Annotated in this window: 21 protein-coding genes; 10 read left to right on the top strand and 11 right to left on the bottom strand. The window is 74.7% G+C overall.

From position 1 onward, the window contains the following. Nucleotides 1-34: 34 nt before the first annotated feature. From OG294_RS33635 to OG294_RS33620, 4 genes are all read left to right on the top strand, one after another. On the top strand, nt 35-538 hold the full coding sequence (locus OG294_RS33635) for a hemerythrin domain-containing protein (protein WP_327070326.1): 504 nt from the start codon (nt 35-37) through the stop codon (nt 536-538). Between the two features lie 78 nt (nt 539-616). After that, on the top strand, nt 617-898 hold the full coding sequence (locus OG294_RS33630; protein ID WP_327070325.1) for a DUF6158 family protein: 282 nt from the start codon (nt 617-619) through the stop codon (nt 896-898). A gap of 53 nt (nt 899-951) precedes the next feature. Continuing rightward, nucleotides 952-1581, top strand: coding sequence for a TIGR03086 family metal-binding protein (locus OG294_RS33625; RefSeq protein ID WP_327070324.1), 630 nt, complete (start codon nt 952-954; stop codon nt 1579-1581). A gap of 293 nt (nt 1582-1874) precedes the next feature. Further along, nucleotides 1875-2822 (top strand): hypothetical protein, encoded by a 948-nt coding sequence (locus OG294_RS33620; protein ID WP_327070323.1) that lies wholly within the window; start codon nt 1875-1877, stop codon nt 2820-2822. Between the two features lie 68 nt (nt 2823-2890). On the opposite strand, the gene OG294_RS33615 is transcribed toward OG294_RS33620, so the two are convergent. After that, nucleotides 2891-3115 carry a DUF2277 domain-containing protein gene (locus tag OG294_RS33615; RefSeq protein ID WP_327070322.1) on the bottom strand — a complete coding sequence of 75 codons (225 nt, stop codon included), beginning with the start codon at nt 3113-3115 and terminating at the stop codon, nt 2891-2893. 105 nt (nt 3116-3220) lie between these two features. Between OG294_RS33615 and OG294_RS33610 the strand changes: the two genes are divergently transcribed. From OG294_RS33610 to OG294_RS33600, 3 genes are all read left to right on the top strand, one after another. Beyond that, complete coding sequence (locus tag OG294_RS33610; protein WP_327070321.1) at nt 3221-4765, top strand: ATP-dependent DNA ligase; 1545 nt, start codon at nt 3221-3223, stop codon at nt 4763-4765. A gap of 88 nt (nt 4766-4853) precedes the next feature. Beyond that, the gene (locus OG294_RS33605; protein ID WP_327070320.1) at nt 4854-5504 is read left to right on the top strand and encodes an NAD(P)-dependent oxidoreductase; all 651 of its coding nucleotides are present in this window, start codon (nt 4854-4856) and stop codon (nt 5502-5504) included. A gap of 172 nt (nt 5505-5676) precedes the next feature. After that, a complete protein-coding gene (locus OG294_RS33600; RefSeq protein WP_327070319.1) occupies nt 5677-6171 on the top strand; it encodes a MarR family winged helix-turn-helix transcriptional regulator in 495 nt (164 codons plus the stop codon). A 38-nt stretch (nt 6172-6209) separates the two neighbouring features. Here OG294_RS33600 and OG294_RS33595 read toward each other — a convergent pair whose 3' ends face one another. From OG294_RS33595 to OG294_RS33585, 3 genes are all read right to left on the bottom strand, one after another. Continuing rightward, nucleotides 6210-6830 (bottom strand): Rv1733c family protein, encoded by a 621-nt coding sequence (locus OG294_RS33595; RefSeq protein WP_327070318.1) that lies wholly within the window; start codon nt 6828-6830, stop codon nt 6210-6212. Nucleotides 6831-7020: 190 nt separating this feature from the next. Then, complete coding sequence (locus OG294_RS33590; RefSeq protein WP_327070317.1) at nt 7021-7782, bottom strand: VOC family protein; 762 nt, start codon at nt 7780-7782, stop codon at nt 7021-7023. A 36-nt stretch (nt 7783-7818) separates the two neighbouring features. After that, on the bottom strand, nt 7819-8886 hold the full coding sequence (locus tag OG294_RS33585) for a helix-turn-helix transcriptional regulator (RefSeq protein ID WP_327070316.1): 1068 nt from the start codon (nt 8884-8886) through the stop codon (nt 7819-7821). 98 nt (nt 8887-8984) lie between these two features. Here OG294_RS33585 and OG294_RS33580 point away from each other — a divergent pair, with 98 nt between their 5' ends. Beyond that, on the top strand, nt 8985-10502 hold the full coding sequence (locus tag OG294_RS33580) for an MFS transporter (RefSeq protein ID WP_327070315.1): 1518 nt from the start codon (nt 8985-8987) through the stop codon (nt 10500-10502). 135 nt (nt 10503-10637) lie between these two features. On the opposite strand, the gene OG294_RS33575 is transcribed toward OG294_RS33580, so the two are convergent. Both OG294_RS33575 and OG294_RS33570 read right to left on the bottom strand, forming a co-directional pair. Beyond that, nucleotides 10638-11135: a universal stress protein gene (locus OG294_RS33575; protein ID WP_327070314.1), complete on the bottom strand. Its 498-nt coding sequence runs from the start codon at nt 11133-11135 to the stop codon at nt 10638-10640. Nucleotides 11136-11258: 123 nt separating this feature from the next. Next, a complete protein-coding gene (locus OG294_RS33570; protein ID WP_327070313.1) occupies nt 11259-12932 on the bottom strand; it encodes a SpoIIE family protein phosphatase in 1674 nt (557 codons plus the stop codon). Nucleotides 12933-13009: 77 nt separating this feature from the next. Between OG294_RS33570 and OG294_RS33565 the strand changes: the two genes are divergently transcribed. Beyond that, the gene (locus OG294_RS33565) at nt 13010-14512 is read left to right on the top strand and encodes an MFS transporter (RefSeq protein ID WP_327070312.1); all 1503 of its coding nucleotides are present in this window, start codon (nt 13010-13012) and stop codon (nt 14510-14512) included. Between the two features lie 7 nt (nt 14513-14519). On the opposite strand, the gene purB is transcribed toward OG294_RS33565, so the two are convergent. From purB to OG294_RS33545, 4 genes are all read right to left on the bottom strand, one after another. Then, on the bottom strand, nt 14520-15950 hold the full coding sequence (gene purB, locus OG294_RS33560) for an adenylosuccinate lyase (RefSeq protein WP_327070311.1): 1431 nt from the start codon (nt 15948-15950) through the stop codon (nt 14520-14522). A gap of 94 nt (nt 15951-16044) precedes the next feature. Next, nucleotides 16045-16476 carry a MarR family winged helix-turn-helix transcriptional regulator gene (locus tag OG294_RS33555; RefSeq protein ID WP_327070310.1) on the bottom strand — a complete coding sequence of 144 codons (432 nt, stop codon included), beginning with the start codon at nt 16474-16476 and terminating at the stop codon, nt 16045-16047. 91 nt (nt 16477-16567) lie between these two features. Continuing rightward, the gene (locus OG294_RS33550; protein ID WP_327070309.1) at nt 16568-16963 is read right to left on the bottom strand and encodes a DUF3037 domain-containing protein; all 396 of its coding nucleotides are present in this window, start codon (nt 16961-16963) and stop codon (nt 16568-16570) included. Further along, nucleotides 16963-17739, bottom strand: coding sequence for a HipA family kinase (locus tag OG294_RS33545; protein WP_327070308.1), 777 nt, complete (start codon nt 17737-17739; stop codon nt 16963-16965). The genes OG294_RS33550 and OG294_RS33545 overlap by 1 nt, the downstream gene beginning before the upstream one ends. 135 nt (nt 17740-17874) lie before the next feature. Here OG294_RS33545 and OG294_RS33540 point away from each other — a divergent pair, with 135 nt between their 5' ends. Further along, a complete protein-coding gene (locus tag OG294_RS33540) occupies nt 17875-19233 on the top strand; it encodes an NAD(P)/FAD-dependent oxidoreductase (RefSeq protein ID WP_327070307.1) in 1359 nt (452 codons plus the stop codon). Nucleotides 19234-19306: 73 nt separating this feature from the next. On the opposite strand, the gene OG294_RS33535 is transcribed toward OG294_RS33540, so the two are convergent. Continuing rightward, nucleotides 19307-20485: a GDSL-type esterase/lipase family protein gene (locus OG294_RS33535; protein ID WP_327070306.1), complete on the bottom strand. Its 1179-nt coding sequence runs from the start codon at nt 20483-20485 to the stop codon at nt 19307-19309. Nucleotides 20486-20580: the final 95 nt, after the last annotated feature.

Below are 20580 nucleotides of genomic sequence, written 5' to 3'. Positions count from 1 at the left end.
CAGGGGACACGCGAGGCCGAGAAGGTGAGAGCGGATGTCCAGTGACGCGATCGTGCTGCTGAAGCAGGAACACAAGGAGCTGCAGCGGCTCTTCAAGGAGTACCGCGCGCTCGGCGCCGACCAGTCGGCTGCCCGCGGCGATCTCGCGCTGCACATCGTGCACGACCTCACCGTCCACTCCTACCTGGTCGACGAGGTGCTGTATCCGCAGGTCAGCGCCGTGCTCCGGGATCCGGCCCACGAGGCGCTGCGCGGCTACCGGGACCACCGGGTGATCGACCGGCTGTGCGAGGAGGTGGCGGCGCGCTCGCCCACCGAGCCGGGCTTCACCGGCCAGATGGACGCCCTGCTGTCGGCCGCCGCCCAGCAGATGAGCCGGGAGGAGCGCGAGTGGTTCCCGCAGCTGCGGGCCGCGCTGCGCCGCACCGACCTGCAGCAGATCGGCACCCGGCTGCTGGCCGTGCGCGAGACCGCACCGCGCCACCACCCACCGGTTTCCGGGACCCCGTCCGGGGCACCGGGCCAGACGGGGGCGTGACGAGCCCGGGACGGGTACCTGAAGAGCACGGGGGCACCGAGCACCATCCGCCAGCACGACAGCCAGGAGGCACCCGCTATGCAACCGACCGCCACCCCGGACGGCGACCCCGGGGGCGTCGCCGCCCGCAACCTGCTCGACGAGCGACTGCTGCACGAGCTGGAACAGCTCCACCGGACCAGGCACGAGACCTTCCTCTACGGGTCCGACGACGCGCTGCGGCACCACAACGAGCGCACCGCCGAACTGGAGGCGGAGTACCTGCGGCGCTTCCCGGACCGCCTGGTCACCGCGGGACGCACCCGCTCCGGCGCCCGGGCCAGGGAGACGGCCGCGCACATCGAGGCCACCCCGCAGTGAGCCGACCCGTCAGCACGCCGACCGCCGTGGCACCGCGCAGTGAGGAGGGCCCGATGAGCCAGGAGGGCGCCGACCGGCGCCGGCGCGAGGTGCTGCGCCTGTACGCCGAGGCGCTGGCCTCGGTGGGGCGCCGGGTCCAGGGCGTGGCCGCCAACCAGTGGCAGACCGCCAGCCCGTGCTCGGCGCGGTCGGTCCGCGAACTGGTCAACCACCTGACGGCCGAGCAGCTCTGGGTGCCCGAGCTGCTGCGCGGCGCCACCCCCTGCCAGGTGGGCGGCCGGTTCGCGGGTGACGTGCTGGGCGCCGACCCGGCCGCCAGCTGGAGCGCCGCGGCCACCGCCGCCCGGGAGGCGTTCGGTGCGCCGGGGGCGCTGGAGCTGGCGGTCCGCCTGTCCACCGGTGAGCGCCCCGCGCTGGAGTTCTGCGCGCAGCTGACCGTCGATCTGACCGTGCACACCTGGGACCTGGCCCGAGCCACCGGCCAGGACCCGCACCTGGCACCCGAGCTGGTGGAGTTCGCCCTGCACGAGCTCGCGCCACGCCCGGGGCCGGCGGTCGCGGTCGGGTGCTTCGCGCCCGCGGTGCCGACCGTGCCGCACGCCGATCCGCAGACCAGGATGCTCGGCCTGGTCGGCCGCCGCTGCGCGCCGCAACCACCGTTCGACCCCGAACTCACCGACTGACCTGATCGTCCGCCAGACCGGGCCCGAGGGACCCGGCCGGACCGGCCCGCCCGCGCGCTTGAACGCGCGTCACGCCGGCCCGACGATCGGTCAGGGACAGCTCCGCCCTGGTCATCGACCTGGGCGGATCGTCCGGTATCGTCCCGCTCTCAAGACGCAATGCCCCCGGCCGGCCGCCCGGCCCGCCGGGGCGGTGCGCTCTCACCACAGTGCGCCTACGTTCCCAGGGAGCAATCTCAGTGCACCACCCTCTGCGCCGGACTCTTCCGGCTCTGGCGGCGCTCGGCATAGCCGTGACCGCCCCCCTCCTCGCCGCCGGGCCCGCCCAGGCCCACGAAGGCGCGCGCTGCGACGACGCCGGTCTCAGCTACTCGACCGACGGCACGCACTGGGTCACCAGCGGCGGCCTGTCGGGCACCACCGGCAGCGTCCAGGTCAAGGTCGACGGCGCCAGCAAGGGCTGCTCGTACCAGGTCTCGCTGGCCTCGTACAGCACCCAGGGGCCCACCTGGGCCAGCTCCGGCACCCAGACCTTCCTCGGCTGGGCGACCACGACGCTGACCAGCGCGAAGCCGCAGGCGACGCTGGACATCAGCGCCCACCTGCCGCAGTGCTACGGCCAGATCGACCTGTACAGCGGTTCGGCCAAGCACGACGGGGTCAGCGCCCCGCTGCCGCACTACCCGACCGCCGTCTACAACGGCGACCTGATCAGCGCCTGGAACGGCGGCAAGGCGTGCCAGGCCCCGACGCCCACCCCGTCGCCCAGCGTCCCGGCCCCGACCCCGTCGGCCGGCGCGAGCGTCCCCGGCGTCCCGTCGCCCTCGCCGTCGGCGCCCACCTCGCCGAGCCCCTCGGCCGGTGTGCCGTCGCCGAGCGCCTCGGCCCCCGGCACGGGCACGCCCAGCGCCTCGCACCCGGCCTCGCCCAGTGCCTCGGCCCCGGCGGGCCCGAGCACCAGGCCGAGCGCCTCGGCCACGGTGCAGCCCACCAGCTCGGCCCCGGCCTCCGCGGTCGCCGTCGCGAGCCCGTCCTCGCCGGCGCCCACCGCCTCGGCCGACGCCACCGGTGAGCCGGTCGGCACGCCGTCGGTCAAGCCGGTCTCGGCCACGCCCACCGGCCTGGCCTTCACCGGCACCAACGGCACGCAGCTGACCGCCTTCGCGGGCGGCGGCGCGGCGCTGCTGGTGATCGGCGCCGGCGCGGTGTACTTCGCCCGCCGCCGCAGCGCCCAGCGCTGACCCACCCGCGCCCGTGTCACCGGCCTGCTCGGCCGGTGACACGGGCGCATGCGTCTGTCGGCCCGGGTTCAGTGGGCCCGGGCCGCGGCGCCCCGCACCTCCAGACCGGCCAGCAGCTGACCGGTGGCCGCGGCGATGTCCGCGACGGCCTGGTCGAACACCACCCGGTTGTGTGCGGCCGGCGCCCGGAACCCGGACACCTTGCGGACGTACTGCAGAGCCGCCGCGTGGATGTCGGCCTCGGTGACCTCGGGCGAGACGGGCGGGCGGAGGGTCTTGATGCTTCGGCACATGCCTCCAGTCTGCTCCTCGTCCCCGCGCACCCCCGCGCCACGCCGGCCTGCTCCCGTCGCCGGCCAGGAGTAGCGCCGCCCGGGGCAGCGGGCGAGCATGAGGGCATGCTGCTGGCCGACCTCGCCCGGACCTCGCAGGAGGTCGCCGCCACCTCGGCCCGTTCCCGCAAGACCGCGCTGCTGGCCGAGCTGTTCCGGGCCGGCGAACCGGCCGAGGCCCCCACCGTGATCACCTACCTGGCCGGCCGCCTGCCGCAGGGCCGGCTCGGCGTGGGCTGGAAGCTGCTCGCCGAGCCCGTTCCCCCGGCCACCGACGCCACCTTGACGGTCCGCCAGGTGTCCGCCGCACTGGACCGGCTCGCCGCCGTGCGCGGCGCCGGCGCCCAGGCCGAGCGGCGCCGCCTGCTGGCCGGGCTGCTGGCCGCCGCCACCGCGCCCGAGCAGGAGTTCCTGATCCGGCTGATCGGCGGCGAGGTGCGCCAGGGCGCCCTGGACGCACTGGCGGTGGAGGCGCTCGCGGCGGCGGCCGGCGCACCCGCCGAACAGGTGCGCCGGGCGGTGATGCTCGGCGGCACGCTGGGCGCGGTGGCCGAGCGGCTGCTGACCGAGGGCCCGGCGGCGCTGGCGGAGTTCCGGCTGACGGTCGGCCGCCCGGTGCTGCCGATGCTGGCGCAGAGCGCGAAGAGCGTCGACGAGGCGCTGGGGCGGCTGGGCCCGTGCGCGGTGGAGGAGAAGCTGGACGGCATCCGGATCCAGGTGCACCGCGACGGGCGGGCGGTGCACGTCTACACCAGGACGCTGGAGGAGATCACCGACCGGCTGCCCGAGGTGGTGGCCGCGGTGCTCGCACTGCCCGCGACGCGCGTGGTGCTGGACGGCGAGGTGATCGCGCTGGACGCCCGTGGCCGGCCGCGTCCGTTCCAGCAGATCGCGGGTCGGGTCGGCTCCCGGCTGGACGTCGCCGGCGCCACCGAGTCGGTGCCGCTCTCCCCCGCCTTCTTCGACCTGCTGACCCTGGACGACCGGGACCTGCTGGACCTGCCCGCCGAACGGCGGCACGCCGAGCTGGCCCGTCTGGTGCCGCAACCGCTGCGGGTGCGCCGACTGGTGGCGGCCGACCCGGCGGACCCGGCCACCCGGCAGGCGGCCGAGGCCTTCGCCGCCGCGGCGCTGGCCGGCGGGCAGGAGGGCGTGGTGGTCAAGGCGCTGGACGCCCCGTACACGGCGGGCCGGCGCCAGGCGTCCTGGCTCAAGGTGAAGCCGGTGCACACGCTGGACCTGGTGGTCCTGGCCGCCGAGTGGGGGCACGGGCGCCGGGCCGGGCGGCTGTCCAACCTGCACCTGGGCGCACGGCGGGCGGACGGTTCCTTCGCCATGCTCGGCAAGACCTTCAAGGGACTGACCGACGCGCTGCTCGACTGGCAGACCGAGCAGCTGGCCCGCCTCGCCGTGGAGCGACCGGCCTGGGGCGTGCGGGTGCGGCCCGAGCTGGTGGTGGAGATCGCCTTCGACGGGGTGCAGCGCTCGACCCGCTACCCCGAGGGGGTCACGCTGCGCTTCGCCCGGGTGCTGCGCTACCGCGAGGACAAGCCGGCCGCCGAGGCGGACACGGTCGAGGCGGTGCGGGCGCTGCTTCCGGAAGAAGTCTGAGGAATCCGGGCGCCCCGGAAATATCTGATTAGTCAGGTACTGTTCCCTCTGACGACAGGCCGTACCGAACCCCGCAAGGAGAGCCACCATGTCCAAGATCACCGTCTTCGGCGCCAACGGCACCATCGGCAGCCGCATCGTCCGCGAGGCACTGAACCGCGGCCACCAGGTCACCGCCGTGGTCCGCGACCCCGCCAAGATCACCGAGACGCACCCGTCGCTGACCGTCACCCAGGGCGACGTGCTCGACCCGGCCTCGGTCAGCGCCGTCGCCGCCGGCCAGGACGTGCTGGTCAGCGCTGTGGGCGGCGGGGACGGCCCGGGCCACCTGGCCACCATCGAGCCCTCCGCCAAGTCCCTGGTGGCCGGCCTGCGGGCACTGGGCGACGGCGCGCCGCGGCTGATCGCGGTCGGCGGCGCCGGCTCGCTGCGCACCCCCGACGGCAAGCAGGTCTGGGACAAGGAGGGGCTGCCGGAGTTCCTGCTGCAGATCATGCACGCGCACGGTGACGCGCTGGACTTCTACCGCACCGTCAGCGACGTGACCTGGACCAGCTTCAGCCCGGCCGGGACGATCGAGCCCGGCGAGCGGACCGGCGCCTACCGCACCGGCCTGGAGGACCTGCTGATCGGCGCGGACGGCACCAGCCGGATCTCCACCGAGGACTACGCCTTCGCACTGGTCGACGAGATCGAGCAGCCGGCGCACCTGGGCGAGCGCTTCACCGTCGGCTACTGAGACAGGCCGCTCGGGACGACCCCGGGGCGGGGCCGCCGGCCACCCACTGGACCAGCGGCCCCGCTCCGGCCACGATGGGGCACCGGTCGTCGCGGCCCGCGGCGGCCCGCCGGCCGGACCGTGACAGAGCGACCGGACCAGCAGACCGACAGGACCCCAGGGAGTGCCACCCGTGCCGGAGACCGCCCCGCAGCCCCGCACCGCCGCGCAGGTCGCCGCCGATCCGCGGATCCAGGCGATCGGCGTGCTCTTCAACACCTCCGCACTGATGGAACGGCTGCTGGGCGGCGCGATCCAGCGCGCGGCGGGGATCAGCCACTCGATGTTCGAGGTGCTGCTGATCCTGGCCGCCCACCCCGACGGCACCCCGATGAGCCGCCTCTCCGGCGGCCTGGTGCTCACCAGCGGCGGCGCCACCCGGCTGATCGACCGCATGGTGGAGGCCGGCCTGGTCACCAGGTCGCCCTCCCCCGCCGACCGGCGGGTCCAGCTGGTGACCATGACCCGCCAGGGCGAACGGACCCTGGTGACCGCCGCCGCGGCCCACACCCGCGAGGCCGAACGGCTGATGCACGGCGCCCTGTCGGCCGACGAGGCGAGCGGGCTGGTGACGGCGCTGGACCGGCTGGGCACCCACGCCCGCGCCGAGCTGCCGCCGCTGGGCTGACCCCGGCCGCTCACCGGTCCAGGCCGGGCGATCCACCGTCAGGGCGAGGTGCTGTCCGGGTGACCGTCCAGCCGTCCCGACCAGTGCGGCTCCACCGCCGCCCAGCCGCTGGCCCAGCGCTGCCCGCTGCGGCGCTCGATCACGTGCCGGCGCAGCCCGTAGGCGGCGAGCACGGCCGCGCTCGTCAGCAGCCACAGACCGGTGCCCGTGCCCACCGCCAGCAGGGCCAGGCTCAGGCGGGAGGGCGGCGGGTCGGTGAGGGCGCCGTCGTCGGTCACCCAGACCGGCACCGTGCCGCCCTGGAGGGCCGCCTGCGGCAGGTCGATCCGGGCAGTCACGGCGTACCCGGCCGGATAGTCCCAGGTCACGACCACCCCGTCACCGCCCTTGAAGCGGTGGCCGGGCGAGGTGGCGTCGGGGCGCACCGAACCGGTCACCACCGCCGCGATCCGGTGCAGGCGGGCGGTGCGGTCGGCGGCCCGGGCATCGGCGGCGAGCACGCCGCGGACGGCCGGCAGGGCGCCGAGCAGCAGCGCGGCCAGCAGGCCGAGGACGAGGAGCAGCAGCGCCCGGCTGCGGGCGCGGTCCAGCGGGCGACAGAGCGGGCCGAGGTCACCGCCCAGCGCGCAACGCAGGTGCTGCCAGGTCGCGTTGGGCATGCGCTGTCCGGACGGGACCCGCCGGTTCGGCGGCTCGCGCCGGTCCGGCTGGGGGTGGGTTCCAGGGTTGCGCCGCACGGTCATCCCTCCCCTCCCGTGCCGCACTGACAATCTGACGATAACTCAGCCAAGGGCCCCGACGGCAAGGGTCAGGACGGGGCGGATCCATGCGACCGCGGTGGGCGGACCATCAGTCGGTGCCGGCCGGACAGAGGCCGAAGGCGGCGCCCTGACGGTCGCCCAGCACGGCGATCCGCCGCCCGCCCGCCAGGTCCATCGGCCCCATCAGGGCCCGGCCGCCGAGCTCCTCGGCCCGCCGCACCGTGGCGTCCACCTCCGCCACCGCGAAGTAGGGCAGCCAGTGCGAGGGGACCTCGGGCGGAAACTCCTCGCCCAGCGCCGCCATGCCGCCGAAGTCCGCCCCGTCGATCCCCCACTGGCTGTAGCCCGTACCGGCGTTGAGGCTCCAGCCGAAGACCTCGCGGTAGAAGGCGGTGGCCGCCGGCACGTCGCGGGTGTGCAGCTCGACCCAGCCGAGCGAGACCGCCTCGTTGATCACCGCCGCCCCGGGGAAGGCCCGCGCCTGCCAGAGCGCGAAGACCGCGCCGGTGGGGTCGGCGGCCACCGCGAAGCGGCCCGCGTCGAAGACGTCCACCGGCTCCACCACCAGCCGCCCGCCCGCCCTGCTCACCGCCGCCACGGCGGCGTCGGTGTCGGGCACCGCGAACGAGACGCCCCAGGCGGTGGGCTGCCCGGGAGCGTAGAGCGGGCTGAGTGCGGCCACCGGCTGCTCGCCGCGCAGCAGCATGGTGTAGCCGCCGGCCTCCGGCCGCGGGTCGGTCTCGGCGCGCCAGTCGAAGAGCTCGCGGTAGAACTCCTTGGCGCCCTCCGGGTCGGCCGTGCCCAGCTCCACCCAGCACGGCCCGCCGGTGACCACTTTGTCGTACTTCACCCTGATTGCTCCCTCGGACAGGCCCTGGCCGGGACTCTAGCGGCCACCGTCCGACCCCGCCGGGCAGCGCGCCACGCCCGGACGATGGATTTCACCTCCCTCCGGCCCTTCCCCGGGCCCGGCGACCGGCCCGGTGGCCGGTCCGATGGCCGGTCCGGTGGCGCGGGTGATCCGGCCGCCGAGCTCGCGCAAATGGCTGACGAGCTCGGCCGGCTCCTCCACCTCGAAGTCGCAGCCGAGGGTGAGCAGCCGGAAGGCCAGCCACTCCAGCGTGTCCGCGCCGGAGCGCAGCCGGCAGCGCCGTTCGTCCAGCTCCTCCAGCTCGACCGGCGCCCCGCCGAGCCGGCGCGCCACCTCGGCCGCCGACAGCGGCAGCACCACCACCGCCCGGTAGGTCCGGGCCCGCTCGCGCAGCTTGCCCGCCACGTACGCCGCCGCGTCCGGCGCGGGCAGCTCGCGCGGCGGGCACCGCACCCCGGTCGGCTGTGCCGCCGTGATCCGGTCGACCCGGAAGATCCGCCAGTCGTCGCGGTCGTTGTCGAAGGCGACCAGGTACCAGCGGTGCCCCGTGGCGACCAGGCGGTGCGGCTCCACCTGGCGCCGGCTCTCGGCGCCGTCCGCGGCGCGGTAGGCGAAGCGCAGCCGCTGCGGCCCCGCCACCGCGCCGGCCAGCGCCGCGAGCAGCTCGGGGTCGATCGCCGGGCCGCCACCGGGCAGCGGGACGGTGGCCGCGTTGAGCGCGGTGACCCGGTGCCGCAGCCGGGTGGGGAGCACCTGGACCAGCTTGGCCAGCGCCCGCACCGAGGCCTCCTCTATCCCGCTGATCGCGCTGCCGGCCGCCGTCCGCAGCCCGACCGCGATGGCCACCGCCTCCTCGTCGTCCAGCAGCAGCGGCGGCATCGCCTTGCCGGCGGCCAGCCGGTAGCCGCCGACGGCGCCGAGGCTGGCCTGGACCGGGTAGCCCAGCTCGCGCAGCCGCTCCACGTCGCGCCGCACGGTGCGCGCGCTGACCCCGAGCCGTTCGGCCAGTTCGCTGCCCGGCCACTCGCGCGGGGTCTGCAGCAGGGAGAGCAGCTTGAGCAGGCGGGCTGGTGTGTCGGTCATGCCCCCAACGATGCCAGTCATCTGGGACAGGAACTGGCCTAGATGGCGTCTACCGTCCTTCCCGTCGACCCCCCACCCGCCAGGAAGGCACCCACCTGATGACCGGCACACCCCCGACCGCAGCCGACCAGTTGTCGGCCGTCCACGATCGGCGGCGCTGGATCGCGCTGGCGATCGTGATGATGGCCTCGTTCATGGACCTGGTCGACGTGACCATCGTCAACGTCGCGATCCCGAGCATCCAGGAGCACCTGGGCGCCTCGTTCAGCGCGATCCAGTGGGTGACCGCGGGGTACGCGCTGGCCTTCGCGGTGGGCCTGATCACCGGTGGGCGCCTGGGCGACATCTACGGCCGCAAGCGGGTCTTCCTGATCGGCATCGGCGGCTTCACCCTCGCCTCCGCGCTCTGCGGCCTGGCCGTCGACCCCGGGATGCTGGTGGCCACCCGGATCCTGCAGGGCGCGACCGCCGCGCTGATGGTGCCCCAGGTGCTGTCGATCATCCACACCAGCTTCCCGGCCCACGAGCGCGGCAAGGTCTTCGGGATGTTCGGCGCGATGGTGGGCCTGGGTGCGGTCAGCGGCCCGCTGCTCGGCGCACTGCTGACCGAGTGGAACCTGGGCGGGCTCGAATGGCGCCCGATCTTCCTGATCAACCTGCCGGTGGGCGTGGCCGGTCTGCTGCTGGGCCGGCGCTTCATCGACGAGTCGCGCTCGGCCCAGAGCCTGCGCCTGGACCTGGTGGGCATGGCGCTGGCCGCCCTCGGCCTGCTGATGCTGCTCTACCCGCTCACCCAGGGCCGGGAGTCCGGCTGGCCGCTGTGGGGCTTCGTCTCGATGGGCCTGAGCCTGCCGATGCTGGCGCTGTTCGTCCGCTACGAGCGGTTCAAGGCCCGCAAGGACGGCTCGCCGCTGGTCGAGCTGTCGCTCTTCAAGGTGCGCAGCTTCGCCGGCGGCATCGGGGTGCAGCTGGTCTTCGGGGTGACCTGCGGCATCTTCTTCCTGGTCTGGACGCTGTGGATGCAGATCGGCCTCGGCTGGAGCCCGCTGCGGGCCGGCACCACCGGGATCCCGTTCTCGATCGCGGTCTCGGCGGCGGCCGGGATCTCGGTCCAGCAGCTGGTGCCGCGCTTCGGCCGCAAGGTGCTGCAGACCGGCGCCCTGGTGATGGCCGGCGGCGTGCTGCTCTACCTCTGGGAGGCGCACCGCTACGGCACGGCGATCCACTCGTGGCAGATGGCGCTGCCGCTGGTGGTGATGGGCCTGGGGATGGGGCTGATCGTCGCGCCGCTGACCGACGCCGTGCTCGCCGACGTGCCGCGCGAGCACGCCGGCTCCGCCTCCGGCCTGGTCAACACCACCCAGCAGCTGGGCAACGCGCTCGGGCTGGGCCTGGTCTCGGTGGCCTTCTTCGGCGTGGTGGACGGATCGGCGCCCGGGCGGACGGTGGGCGCCGTCTTCACCCAGGCCTTCAGCCACTCGCTCTGGTGGCTGGTCGGCTGCCTGCTGGCGGTCTTCCTGCTGATGTTCGCGCTGCCGAACCGCAGGCCGGCCACGGCCGAGCCGGTCGAGGCGAGCGAGGCCGCAGCCGATCGCGAGCCGCTGCCGGTCGGCTGACCGCCGCCCGCGGCAGCCGGCCGCGAACCACGCCGGGCCACCAAGCCGCGCCGGGCCGCTGACCAGCCGTCAGCGACCCGGCGCGGTGGCGTGCGGCCTGGCGCGGCGGCGTGCGGCCCGCTGCGGGCCCCGGTCTCAGCCCAGCCGCACCGGCGCGGGCCAGGACCAGGGCAGGCGCGATCCGTGCACCGCGTGCTCCGGACCGGCCAGCAGGTCGCTCGCGGGCACCACCAGCACCGCGCAGTGCGCGTGCGCGTGGCAGTGCCGGGCCACCGAGCCGTGCCGCAGCCGGGCCACCCGGCCCGGGCGGCCCGCTCCCACCACCAGCAGGTCGTCCGGCCGGTCGGCCGCCGCCACCAGCGCCGCGCCGGCCTCCGCCCGCACCACCCGTGGCCGCAGCAGCAGCCCGGCGGGGTAGCCGCCGAAGGCCTGCTCGAAGATCACGTCCAGTCGGCGCCGCGCCGCGTGCTCGATCTCGGACAGCGGGCGCAGCGGGTCGTCCGTGGGCAGCCAGGCGGCCACCGGCACCAGTTCCGCATCCCGGTGCACGGCCTCCCAGGCCGCGCGATGGACGGCCGCCAGCGAGCTCACCGAGCCGCTGACCCCGACGATGACCCGTCCCTGGTCAACCATGGCGACCGCTTCCTCTCCGCGGGCCGGCCCTGTGCGCCGACCGCATTCGGCGCACCCGGGACCCGGCTCCCCATCCATTGGAGCCCCAGGACCCCGCTCGGGCACCGCCCCTTGACGCGCGCCCTACGCCGCGGGTCCGCTCCTTGACGGTTCCCGTACGTCCGAGGACGCCGCGCGGTGCAGGAGCAGCAGCGCGGCGTCGTCCTCGGCGTCCAGCCGCTCGCCGAGGGTGTCGCGCACGTGGTCGGCGAGCGCGGGCAGCGCCGCCGGTCCGCTCCCGAACACCTGGGCCAGCCGGGCCAGTCCGACCTCCAGGTCCTCGCCGGGCCGCTCGACCAGGCCGTCGGTGTAGAGCACCATGGTGTCGCCGGGGGCGAGCCGGAAGTCGGTGTGCGGGTAGCCGGCCGGGGCCCAGTCGACGGGCAGGCCCAGCGGCAGCCCGGTGGCCACCTCGATCCGGGTCACCGTGCCGTCGGCGTGCCGCACCAGCGGCGGCAGGTGCCCCGCGTTGGCCGCCCGCACCCAGCCGGTGGCGAGCGCGACCTGGGCGTACAGGCAGGTGGCGAACCGGTCGGCGTGCAGCTCCGCGAGGAACGACGAGGCCCGCGCCAGCACGGCGCCGCTGCTGTGCCCCTCGGCGGCGTAGGCGGTCATCGCGATCCGCAGCTGCCCCATGATCGCGGCCGCCTCGGTGTCGTGGCCCTGCACGTCGCCGATCGCCACCCCGACCACGTCCTCGGCCAGCGCCACCGCGTCGTACCAGTCCCCGCCGATCCAGATGCCCTCGCGCGCGGTGCGGTAGCGCACCGTCAGCGCGCCGCCGACCAGCACCGGCAGGCGGCGCGGCAGCATCGCGTTCTGCAGACCGGCGGCGATCTCCCGGGACTGGTCGACCAGCATGGCCCGTTGCAGCGACTGCGCGATCGCGCTGGCCAGCGTGGTGAGCAGGGTCCGGTCCTGGCTGCTGAAGCTGCGCTTGCCCTCGTAGACCAGGGCGAGTGCGCCGATCGGGCGACCCTGGGCGGTCAGCGGCAGGAACGCGGCGGCGGTGGCCAGGCTGTCGGTCAGCTGGTCGGCCAGGTCCGGGTAGCGGCGCACGAAGGCGTCGCGCGAGGTGAAGAAGGCGGCCTCTCCGGTGCGCACCACGTCGTTGAGCGGCCGGGGCTCGGTCAGCCGGGCCCGGTGCAGCTCGCGCAGCCGCACGTTCACCCCGCCCACCGCGCCGACCAGCCTGATCCGGCCCTGGTCCACCACGCCGAGGGTGATCCCCTGCGCGCCGAGCCGGCGCATGCTCTGGTCCCCCGTCAGCACGGTCACCACGTCCTCCACGCTGAAGGCCTCGCCGAGCGCCCGGGCCACCTCGCGCAACGCCTCCTCCTGGCGCTGGCGGTCGTCCTCGGCCATCAGGCGCAGCGCCGAGTGGGCCAGCTCCTGGGTGGCGTCGCGGACCACCCCCACCACCCGCAGGCCCGGATCGCGGATCGCCTGCCCCTGGGTGTGGGCCCAGTGCACCGAACCGTCGCGGTGGCGGACCCGGAAGTAGCTGCTGTACGAGTCGGTGCGCCCGGTACGGATCTCCTGCACCAGGGTGACCAGCCGCAGCACCTCCTCCACCGGGATCCGCCGGGACAGGCCGGCCACCATGCCGCTGTACTCCTCGGGCCGCAGGTCGAAGACGGCAAGGCCGCCCTCGTCCAGGGTGAAGCGGCCGGTGTCGGGGTCCCACTCGAAGCAGCCGAGCCCGGTGGCGGCGATCGCCTCCACCGGGTCGACGTGCGGGTGCGGTCGTTCGGTCATCGTCTGCCAGCCTTTCCCGGCAGCTGAGGCACCGCCACCGGGAGGCCGCCGGGCGGCCGGTACGGCAGGATCGAGGAGTGACGACGACACCTCAGGACGGCGGGCTGCGGCTGAACACCCGCCAGGGCCGCTGGGTGGTGCTGGCTGCGGCGCTCGGCTCGGGCATGGCGATGCTGGACGGCACCGTGGTGAACGTGGCGCTGCCGACCATCGGCCGCGACCTCGGCGCGAACCTGGCCGCGCTGCAGTGGACGGTCAACGCCTACCTGCTGACGCTGGCCGGCCTGATCCTGCTCGGCGGGGCGCTCGGCGACCGCTACGGGCGCCGACGGGTCTTCGTGATCGGCGTCTGCTGGTTCGCCGGCGCCTCCGGGCTGTGCGCGGTGGCCCCCGACGTCGACGTGCTGATCGCCGCCCGCGCGCTGCAGGGGATCGGCGGCGCGCTGCTGACGCCCGGTTCGCTCGCGCTGCTGCAGGCCACCTTCCACCCGGACGACCGCTCGGCGGCGGTCGGCGCCTGGTCGGGCCTGGGCGGAGTGGCCACCGCGGTGGGCCCCTTCCTCGGCGGCTGGCTGGTGAGCGGCCCGGGCTGGCGCTGGATCTTCGTGATCAACCTGCCGATCGCCGTCGTGGTGGCCGTGCTGACCCTGCGCCACGTGCCGGAGAGCCGCGACGAGCAGGCCTCCGGCCGCTTCGACGTGCCCGGCGCGGTGCTCGCCGCACTCGCCCTGGGCGGGGTCACCTACGCACTGACGGCGGCGGCGGGCGCGGTGACGCCGGCGGTCTGGCTGGCGGCCTGCGCCGGTGTGCTGCTGGGCGTCGCCTTCGTGGTCGTCGAGCGGCGCAGTCCGCGGCCGATGCTGCCGCTGGAGCTGTTCGAATCACGGCTGTTCAGCGTGATCAACGTGCTGACCCTCGCGGTCTACGGCGCACTGAGCGGGGTGTTCTTCTTCCTGCAGGTCCAGCTGCAGACGGTGTCCGGCTTCACGCCGCTGGTCTCCGGGGTGGCCTTCGCGCCGGTCACGCTGCTGATGCTGCTCTTCTCCGCCCGGGCGGGCCGGCTGGCGGGCCGGATCGGACCCCGGGTGCCGCTGACCCTGGGGCCGCTGATCAGCGCGGGCGGCGTGCTGCTGATGCTGCGGATCGGCCGGCACGCCTCGTACTGGACGGACGTGCTGCCGGCCGCCGTGGTCTTCGGGACCGGGCTGACCCTGCTGGTGGCGCCGCTGACCTCGACGGTGCTGGCGGCGGTGGAGGTGCGCAGGGCCGGTATCGCCAGTGGGGTGAACAACGCGGCGGCGCGGGCCGCGGGCCTGCTGGCGGTGGCGGCGCTGCCCCTGCTGACCGGCCTGAGCGGGGACGAGTACCAGGTGCCGGAGGCGGTGGACTCGGCGTTCCGCACCGCCGTGCTGATCTGCGCCGGCCTGCTCGCGGGCGCGGGCCTGCTGGCGCTGGCCACCGTGCCGGGGCGCACCCCGGCCGCGCCGGAGGTCACGACCGAGCCGGACAGCACCTGGTACTGCTCCACCACGGCCCCGCCGGTGGACCCGGGCCACGAGTGCCCCGGGTCCACCGGCTGACGGCTGCCTACAGGATGTCGCCGGGCGCGTACTTGGCGGCGGCCGGGTAGCGGTCGGCCACGACCTCGATCCGGCGCACCATCTCGGCCACCTGGGCCCCGGCGGCGCCGGTGAAGGAGAGCCGGTCGGCCAGCAGTGCGTCCAGCGCGGCCCGGTCCAGCGGGATCCGCTCGTCGGCGGCGAGCCGGTCGAGCAGCTCGTTCTCCCGCGCACCGGCCCGCATCGCCAGGGCGGAGGCGACCGCGTGCTCCTTGATCACCTCGTGGCCGACCTCGCGGCCCACGCCCGCGCGCACCGCGCCCATCAGCACCTTGGTGGTGGCCAGGAACGGCAGGTAGCGGTCCAGCTCGGCCTCGATCACGGCCGGGAAGGCGCCGAACTCGTCCAGCACCGTCAGGAAGGTCTCCAGCAGGCCGTCGAAGGCGAAGAACGCGTCCGGCAGGGCCACCCGGCGCACCACCGAGCAGGAGACGTCGCCCTCGTTCCACTGGTCGCCGCCGAGCTCGGCGGTCATCGAGGCGTAGCCGCGCAGGATCACGGCCAGGCCGTTGACCCGCTCGCAGGAGCGGGTGTTCATCTTGTGCGGCATCGCCGAGGAGCCGACCTGGCCCTCCTTGAAGCCCTCGGTCACCAGCTCGTGCCCGGCCATCAGACGGATCGTCTTGGCCAGGCTGGAGGGGCCGGCGGCCAGCTGGACCAGCGCGCTGAGCACCTCGAAGTCCAGCGAGCGCGGGTAGACCTGGCCGACGCTGGTCAGCACGTTGTCGAAGCCGAGGTGGCCGGCCACCCGCAGCTCCAGCTCGGCCAGCTTGGCCTCGTCGCCGCCCAACAGGTCGAGCATGTCCTGCGCGGTGCCGACCGGGCCCTTGATCCCGCGCAGCGGGTAGCGGGCGATCAGCTCCTCCAGCCGGACGAAGGCGACCAGCACCTCGTCGGCCACGGTGGCGAACCGCTTGCCGAGCGTGGTGGCCTGGGCCGCCACGTTGTGCGAGCGGCCGGCGATCACCAGCTCGGAGTGCTGGGCGGCGAGGCGGCCCAGGCGGACCAGCACGGCGACCACGCGGTCGCGCACGTGCTCCAGCGACTGACGGATCTGCAGCTGCTCGACGTTCTCGGTCAGGTCCCGGGAGGTCATCCCCTTGTGGATCTGCTCGTGGCCCGCGAGCTCGCTGAACTCCTCGATCCGGGCCTTCACGTCATGCCGGGTGACCCGCTCGCGGGCGGCGATCGAGGCCAGATCGACGTTGTCGACGACCCGCTCGTAGTCGGCGACGGCGGTCTCGGGCACATCGATGCCCAGATCCCGCTGGGCCTTGAGGACGGCGAGCCACAGGTGGCGTTCGAGGACCACCTTGTGCTCGGGGGACCACAGCTGGGCCAAGGTCGCCGAAGCGTACCGGGCGGCCAGGACATTGGGGATCTGGGGCTTGGCGCTCACGCTTCGCAAGCCTAACAGTGGAGGTCAGCGCGGCCGGACGACGGGGCGGCGGCAGCGGGTGCGACCGCCCGGCGCCCGGCAGCCGTCGGGGCGCTCAGCTCGCCAGCAGCGGCAGCAGCTGCTCGCACATGCCCAGCAGCCCGGCCCGCTGCTCGGCGCTGAGCGAGTCCAGCGCACGGTGCGCCCGGGTCATGTCGGCGCGGATCTTGAGCAGGGTCTCGCGACCCGCCTCGGTGATGGTCACGATCTTCACCCGGCGGTCGGTGGCGGCCGCCTCGCGGCGGGCCAGGCCCAGCGACTCCAGGCGGTCCACGATCCCGGTGACGTTGGAGGCGTCGCAGCCCAGGCGGCCGGCCAGGGCGCGCATCGGCACCGGCTCCAGCACCACGCCGAGCGCCTTGGCCTGGGAGGAGCTGAGCCCGTGCCGGCCCGCCGCGCCGGCGAAGTCCTGGAAGTAGGCGGCGCTCACGGCTGCCACCGCCTCCATCAGGGCGGCGGTGGTGACAGGTGATGCGGCGGTCGTCATGGGCACTATGAGATCACAGGAGGCATAAAAGTTTCATTCGCTTGAGCTTTGAGTTGCTCAAGCGACGCGCCGCCCCCGCCGGCGGACCCGCTCACGCGACCAGCTGCTCGAACAGCCGTGCCAGCTCCTGCTCCGCGTCGCCGGTCAGACCGGTGTGCACCGGGCCGGGCTGGACGACGGCGCTGCGCGGCGCGGTGAGCCAGCGGAACCGCTGCCCGGGGGTGTCCCCGGCCGCCGGCCCCGCCGCCGGACCACCGGCGCAGACGCCCTCGATCCCGCGCAGTGCCCGCGCCAGCCCGGCCAGGTCGACCGCCGGATCCAGCGCCAGCAGCTTCGCCTCGGGCAGCAGGGTACGGGCCAGCAGCCGCTCCTGACCGCGGCAGTAGAGGAGCACCCCGAGGTTGACGCACTCGCCGCGCTCCACCCGGGGCACGGCGCGGACCACCGCGTACTCGTAGTCGTGATACGCCACGTCATGGCGGTCCATCAGGCACTCACCTCCGTCAGCACGGGCAACCAGTCGCGCGGCCCGGCCAGCCGCGCCGACAACTGGGCGATGTAGGCGGCCCGGACGGCCTCCGGGTCCGCGAAGCCGGGCTCGTCGAGCAGGAACTCCACCGGGACCGCCGCCACCGCGCGGGCCAGCAGCTCGGGGGTGGCCGCGGCGGCGAGCGCACCGTCCGCCGCCGCCAGTGCGCCCGGGCCGGTGCAGAACCGGCGCAGCGCGTGGTCGCCGGCGTCGTACGGGCGCCGGGTCCAGCCGGCCGCGCCGGGCCAGTGGTGGTGGAAGATCAGGCTGGCGCCGTGGTCGATCAGGTGCAGCCGCCCCTGGGCCACCAGCAGGTTCGGGTTGCGCCAGGACCGGTCGACGTTGCCGATCAGCGCGTCGAACCAGAGCACCCGGGCGGCCTGGTCCGCGTCCACCTCGAAGCAGAGCGGGTCGAAGTTCAGCGCACCGCTGACGAAGGCCAGGCCCACGTTCACCCCGCCGCTGGCCCGCATCTGCTCCTGGATCTGCTGCTCCGGCTCGCTGCGGGCGAGCACCGGGTCGAGGTCGACCCGGACCAGCTCCGGCACCGGCAGCCCGAGCCCGCGCGCCAGCTCACCGGCCAGCACCTCGGCCACCAGCGCCTTGCGCCCCTGTGCCGCGCCACTCCACTTCAGCGCGTACAGCCGGTGGTCGTCGGCCTCCACCAGGCCCGGCATCGAGCCGCCTTCTCGCAGTGGCGTCACATAGCGGACCGCCGTCACCTCACGAAGCACGCGCCAACCCTACCCATCCGACCGGTTGCGGTGGCGCGCCCCCATGGGCCGTGCGAGGGTGGCCAGGATGTGGCGCCCCGTCACCCGGGCCCCACCGGAACCTTCGCCCCGAAGGGGCCTAGCGAAGGAAGTCAGATGGAACGTCCTCGGATCCTGGTGGTGGGCGGCGGCTTCGCCGGACTGGAGTGCGCCCGTCGGCTGGAGCGCAAGCTCGCCGCGACGGAGGCCCGGATCACCCTCGTCGCACCGTTCAGCTATCAGCTCTACCTGCCCCTGCTGCCGCACGTGGCCGCCGGCGTGCTCACCCCGTCGTCGGTCGCGGTCTCGCTGCGCCGCTCGCTGCACCGCACCGACATCATCCCGGGCGGCGCCATCGGGGTGGACCCGCAGGCCAAGGTCTGCATCATCCGGAAGATCACCGACGAGGTGATCACCGAGCCCTACGACTACCTGGTGCTGGCCCCCGGCAGCGTCACCCGCACCTTCGACATCCCGGGCCTGACCGACCACGCGCGCGGCATGAAGACCCTCGCCGAGGCCGCCTACGTGCGCGACCACGTGATCTCCCAGCTCGACCTGGCCGCGGCCACCCTGGACCAGGAGGAGCGCGCCTCCCGGCTGCAGTTCGTGGTGGTCGGCGGCGGCTACGCCGGCACCGAGACCGCCGCCTGCCTGCAGCGGCTGACCACCGCGGCGCTGAACCGCTACCCGCGGCTGGACCCGCAGCTGATCAAGTGGCACCTGATCGACATCGCGCCCAAGCTGATGCCCGAACTGGGCGAGCACCTGGGCAACCGGGCGATGAAGGTGCTGCGCGAGCGCGGCGTCGAGGTCTCGCTCGGGGTCTCGGTGGCCGAGGTCGGCGACACCACCGTGACCTTCACCGACGGCCGGGTGATCCCCTCGCGCACCCTGATCTGGACCGCCGGGGTGGCCGCCAGTCCGCTGATCGGCACGCTGGACGCGGAGACGGTGCGCGGACGGATCGCGGTGACCGCCGAGCTGCGGGTGCCGCAGTTCGAGGGCGTCTTCGCGCTCGGCGACGCGGCGGCGGTGCCCGACCTGGCCAAGGGCGACGGCGCGGTCTGCCCGCCCACCGCCCAGCACTCGGCCCGCCAGGGCCGCCGGGCCGCCGACAACCTGGTCGCCGCGCTGCGCAACCAGCCCCTGGAGCCCTACTACCACAAGGACCTGGGCCTGGTGGTCGACCTGGGCGGCAAGGACGCGGTCTCCAAGCCGCTCGGGGTGGAGATGACCGGCGTGCCGGCCCAACTGGTGGCCCGCGGCTACCACCTGATGGCGATGCGGACCAACGTGGCGAAGTTCCGGGTGGGCGCCAGCTGGCTGCTGAACGCCACCGCCGGGGACGACTTCGTGCGGCTGGGCTTCCTCTCCCGCCGGCCCGCCACGTTGCGCGACTTCGAGTACACCGACGCCTATCTGAGCAAGGAACAGATCCGCGAGCACACCCAGGCGCTGCACGCCAAGCACTGACGCGCCGCACCCGGACGCCGCCGCCGGCCCTCCCCGGGCCGGCGGCGGCGTGCTGCGTGCTGCGCGCGAGGGCTCAGGAGCCGGTCAGGTACATCCCCGAGGCGTCCTGGCCCGGCGTGTTGCGGCAGGCGGCATTGCCGCTCCCCTGCGCCCAGAGCAGCGACAGGCAGCGGCCGAGCGCGAGCTGGGCGTAGTAGTCGGGGTGCATCGACTCCTGGGTGGTGCCCTGGCTGGCACTGGTGAGGCCGGAGTCGACGAAGCGGGCCCACTCGCTGGTGGTCGCCGAGGGCGGGCTGTCCGCGGTGGCCTGCTGGGTGGCGGTGGAGCACACCTCACGGCCCTGGAGCAGGTCGCGCAGGTCCAGGAACTGCACGCCCTTGGCGGCGGCCACCGCCGCCAGCTGGTCGGAGACCTCGGGAACCATGGTGTCCCTGGCCCAGTCCGAGTCGGCGTTCCAGAACGGGCAGCCACCGGTGGAGGCGCGGGACCAGCCGCTCTCCGAGTAGCGGTTCTCGGCTGCGCGCGGGATCGGCGAGGGGTAGGACTGCAGCACGATCCGGTAGGAGCCGGCGGCGTAGCCGTCACCGGTCATCACCGCGCGGATGTCGTCGATCGCCTTGCCGACCCCGGCCATCGCGGCGGGCATCTTCGCCTCGATCGCGGACTGCTGGCTGTCCGCGCAGGTCGAGTCCCAGATCAGGTAGTCCTCGGCGCAGGTGCTGATGACGTCCGAGAAGCCGAGGTCGTTGCCGCCGATCGACAGCGTGATCAGCTTGACGTCGTTGCGGGCGGCCACGGTGGCCAGCTGGTCGGCCTGCGGGGCCTCGCCCTTGAGGCTCTGGCCGCCGTCCGCGGCCCGCAGGACGTTGGCGCTGGTGGCGCCCGAGCAGGCCAGGTTGATGCTCTGCTGGGCGATCCCGGCGGCGCTGTCGGCCTCGGCCACGTCGGAGCGGTCGCACCCGCTGGCGTAGGTCGAGCCGTAGACCGTGCTCGGGTCGGCGGTGCTGCCGTTCCAGGCCCGGTCGGTGCCGTCGTAGCCGCCGGAGGTGGCGTCGCTGTTGCCCATCCAGCGGCCGGCCTCCCCGGAGATGTAGCTGTCGCCGAGCGTGACCACGGCGGTGGGGCCGGCGACGGCGTGCGCCGGGGCGGCCAGCGTGAGCAGGCCGGTGGCGGTGAGCGGGAGGGCGAGCAGGGCGGCCAGCGGCCGGGTGGCCCTGCGGGTGCGCGTGGTTCTGGTCCAGCTTTCGGGCACGGCGGAACTCCTGCGTACGGCGGCTGCCCGAGGTGGGGTCGGGCGCCGCTGCGGGTGAGGGTGGGCCGCCGGCCGGTGGCGTGAGGAATCTGGCA

It is taken from the genome of Kitasatospora sp. NBC_01302 (assembly GCF_035976515.1).
Taxonomy (GTDB): domain Bacteria; phylum Actinomycetota; class Actinomycetes; order Streptomycetales; family Streptomycetaceae; genus Kitasatospora.
This window is presented reverse-complemented; position numbering and strand designations above follow the sequence as displayed.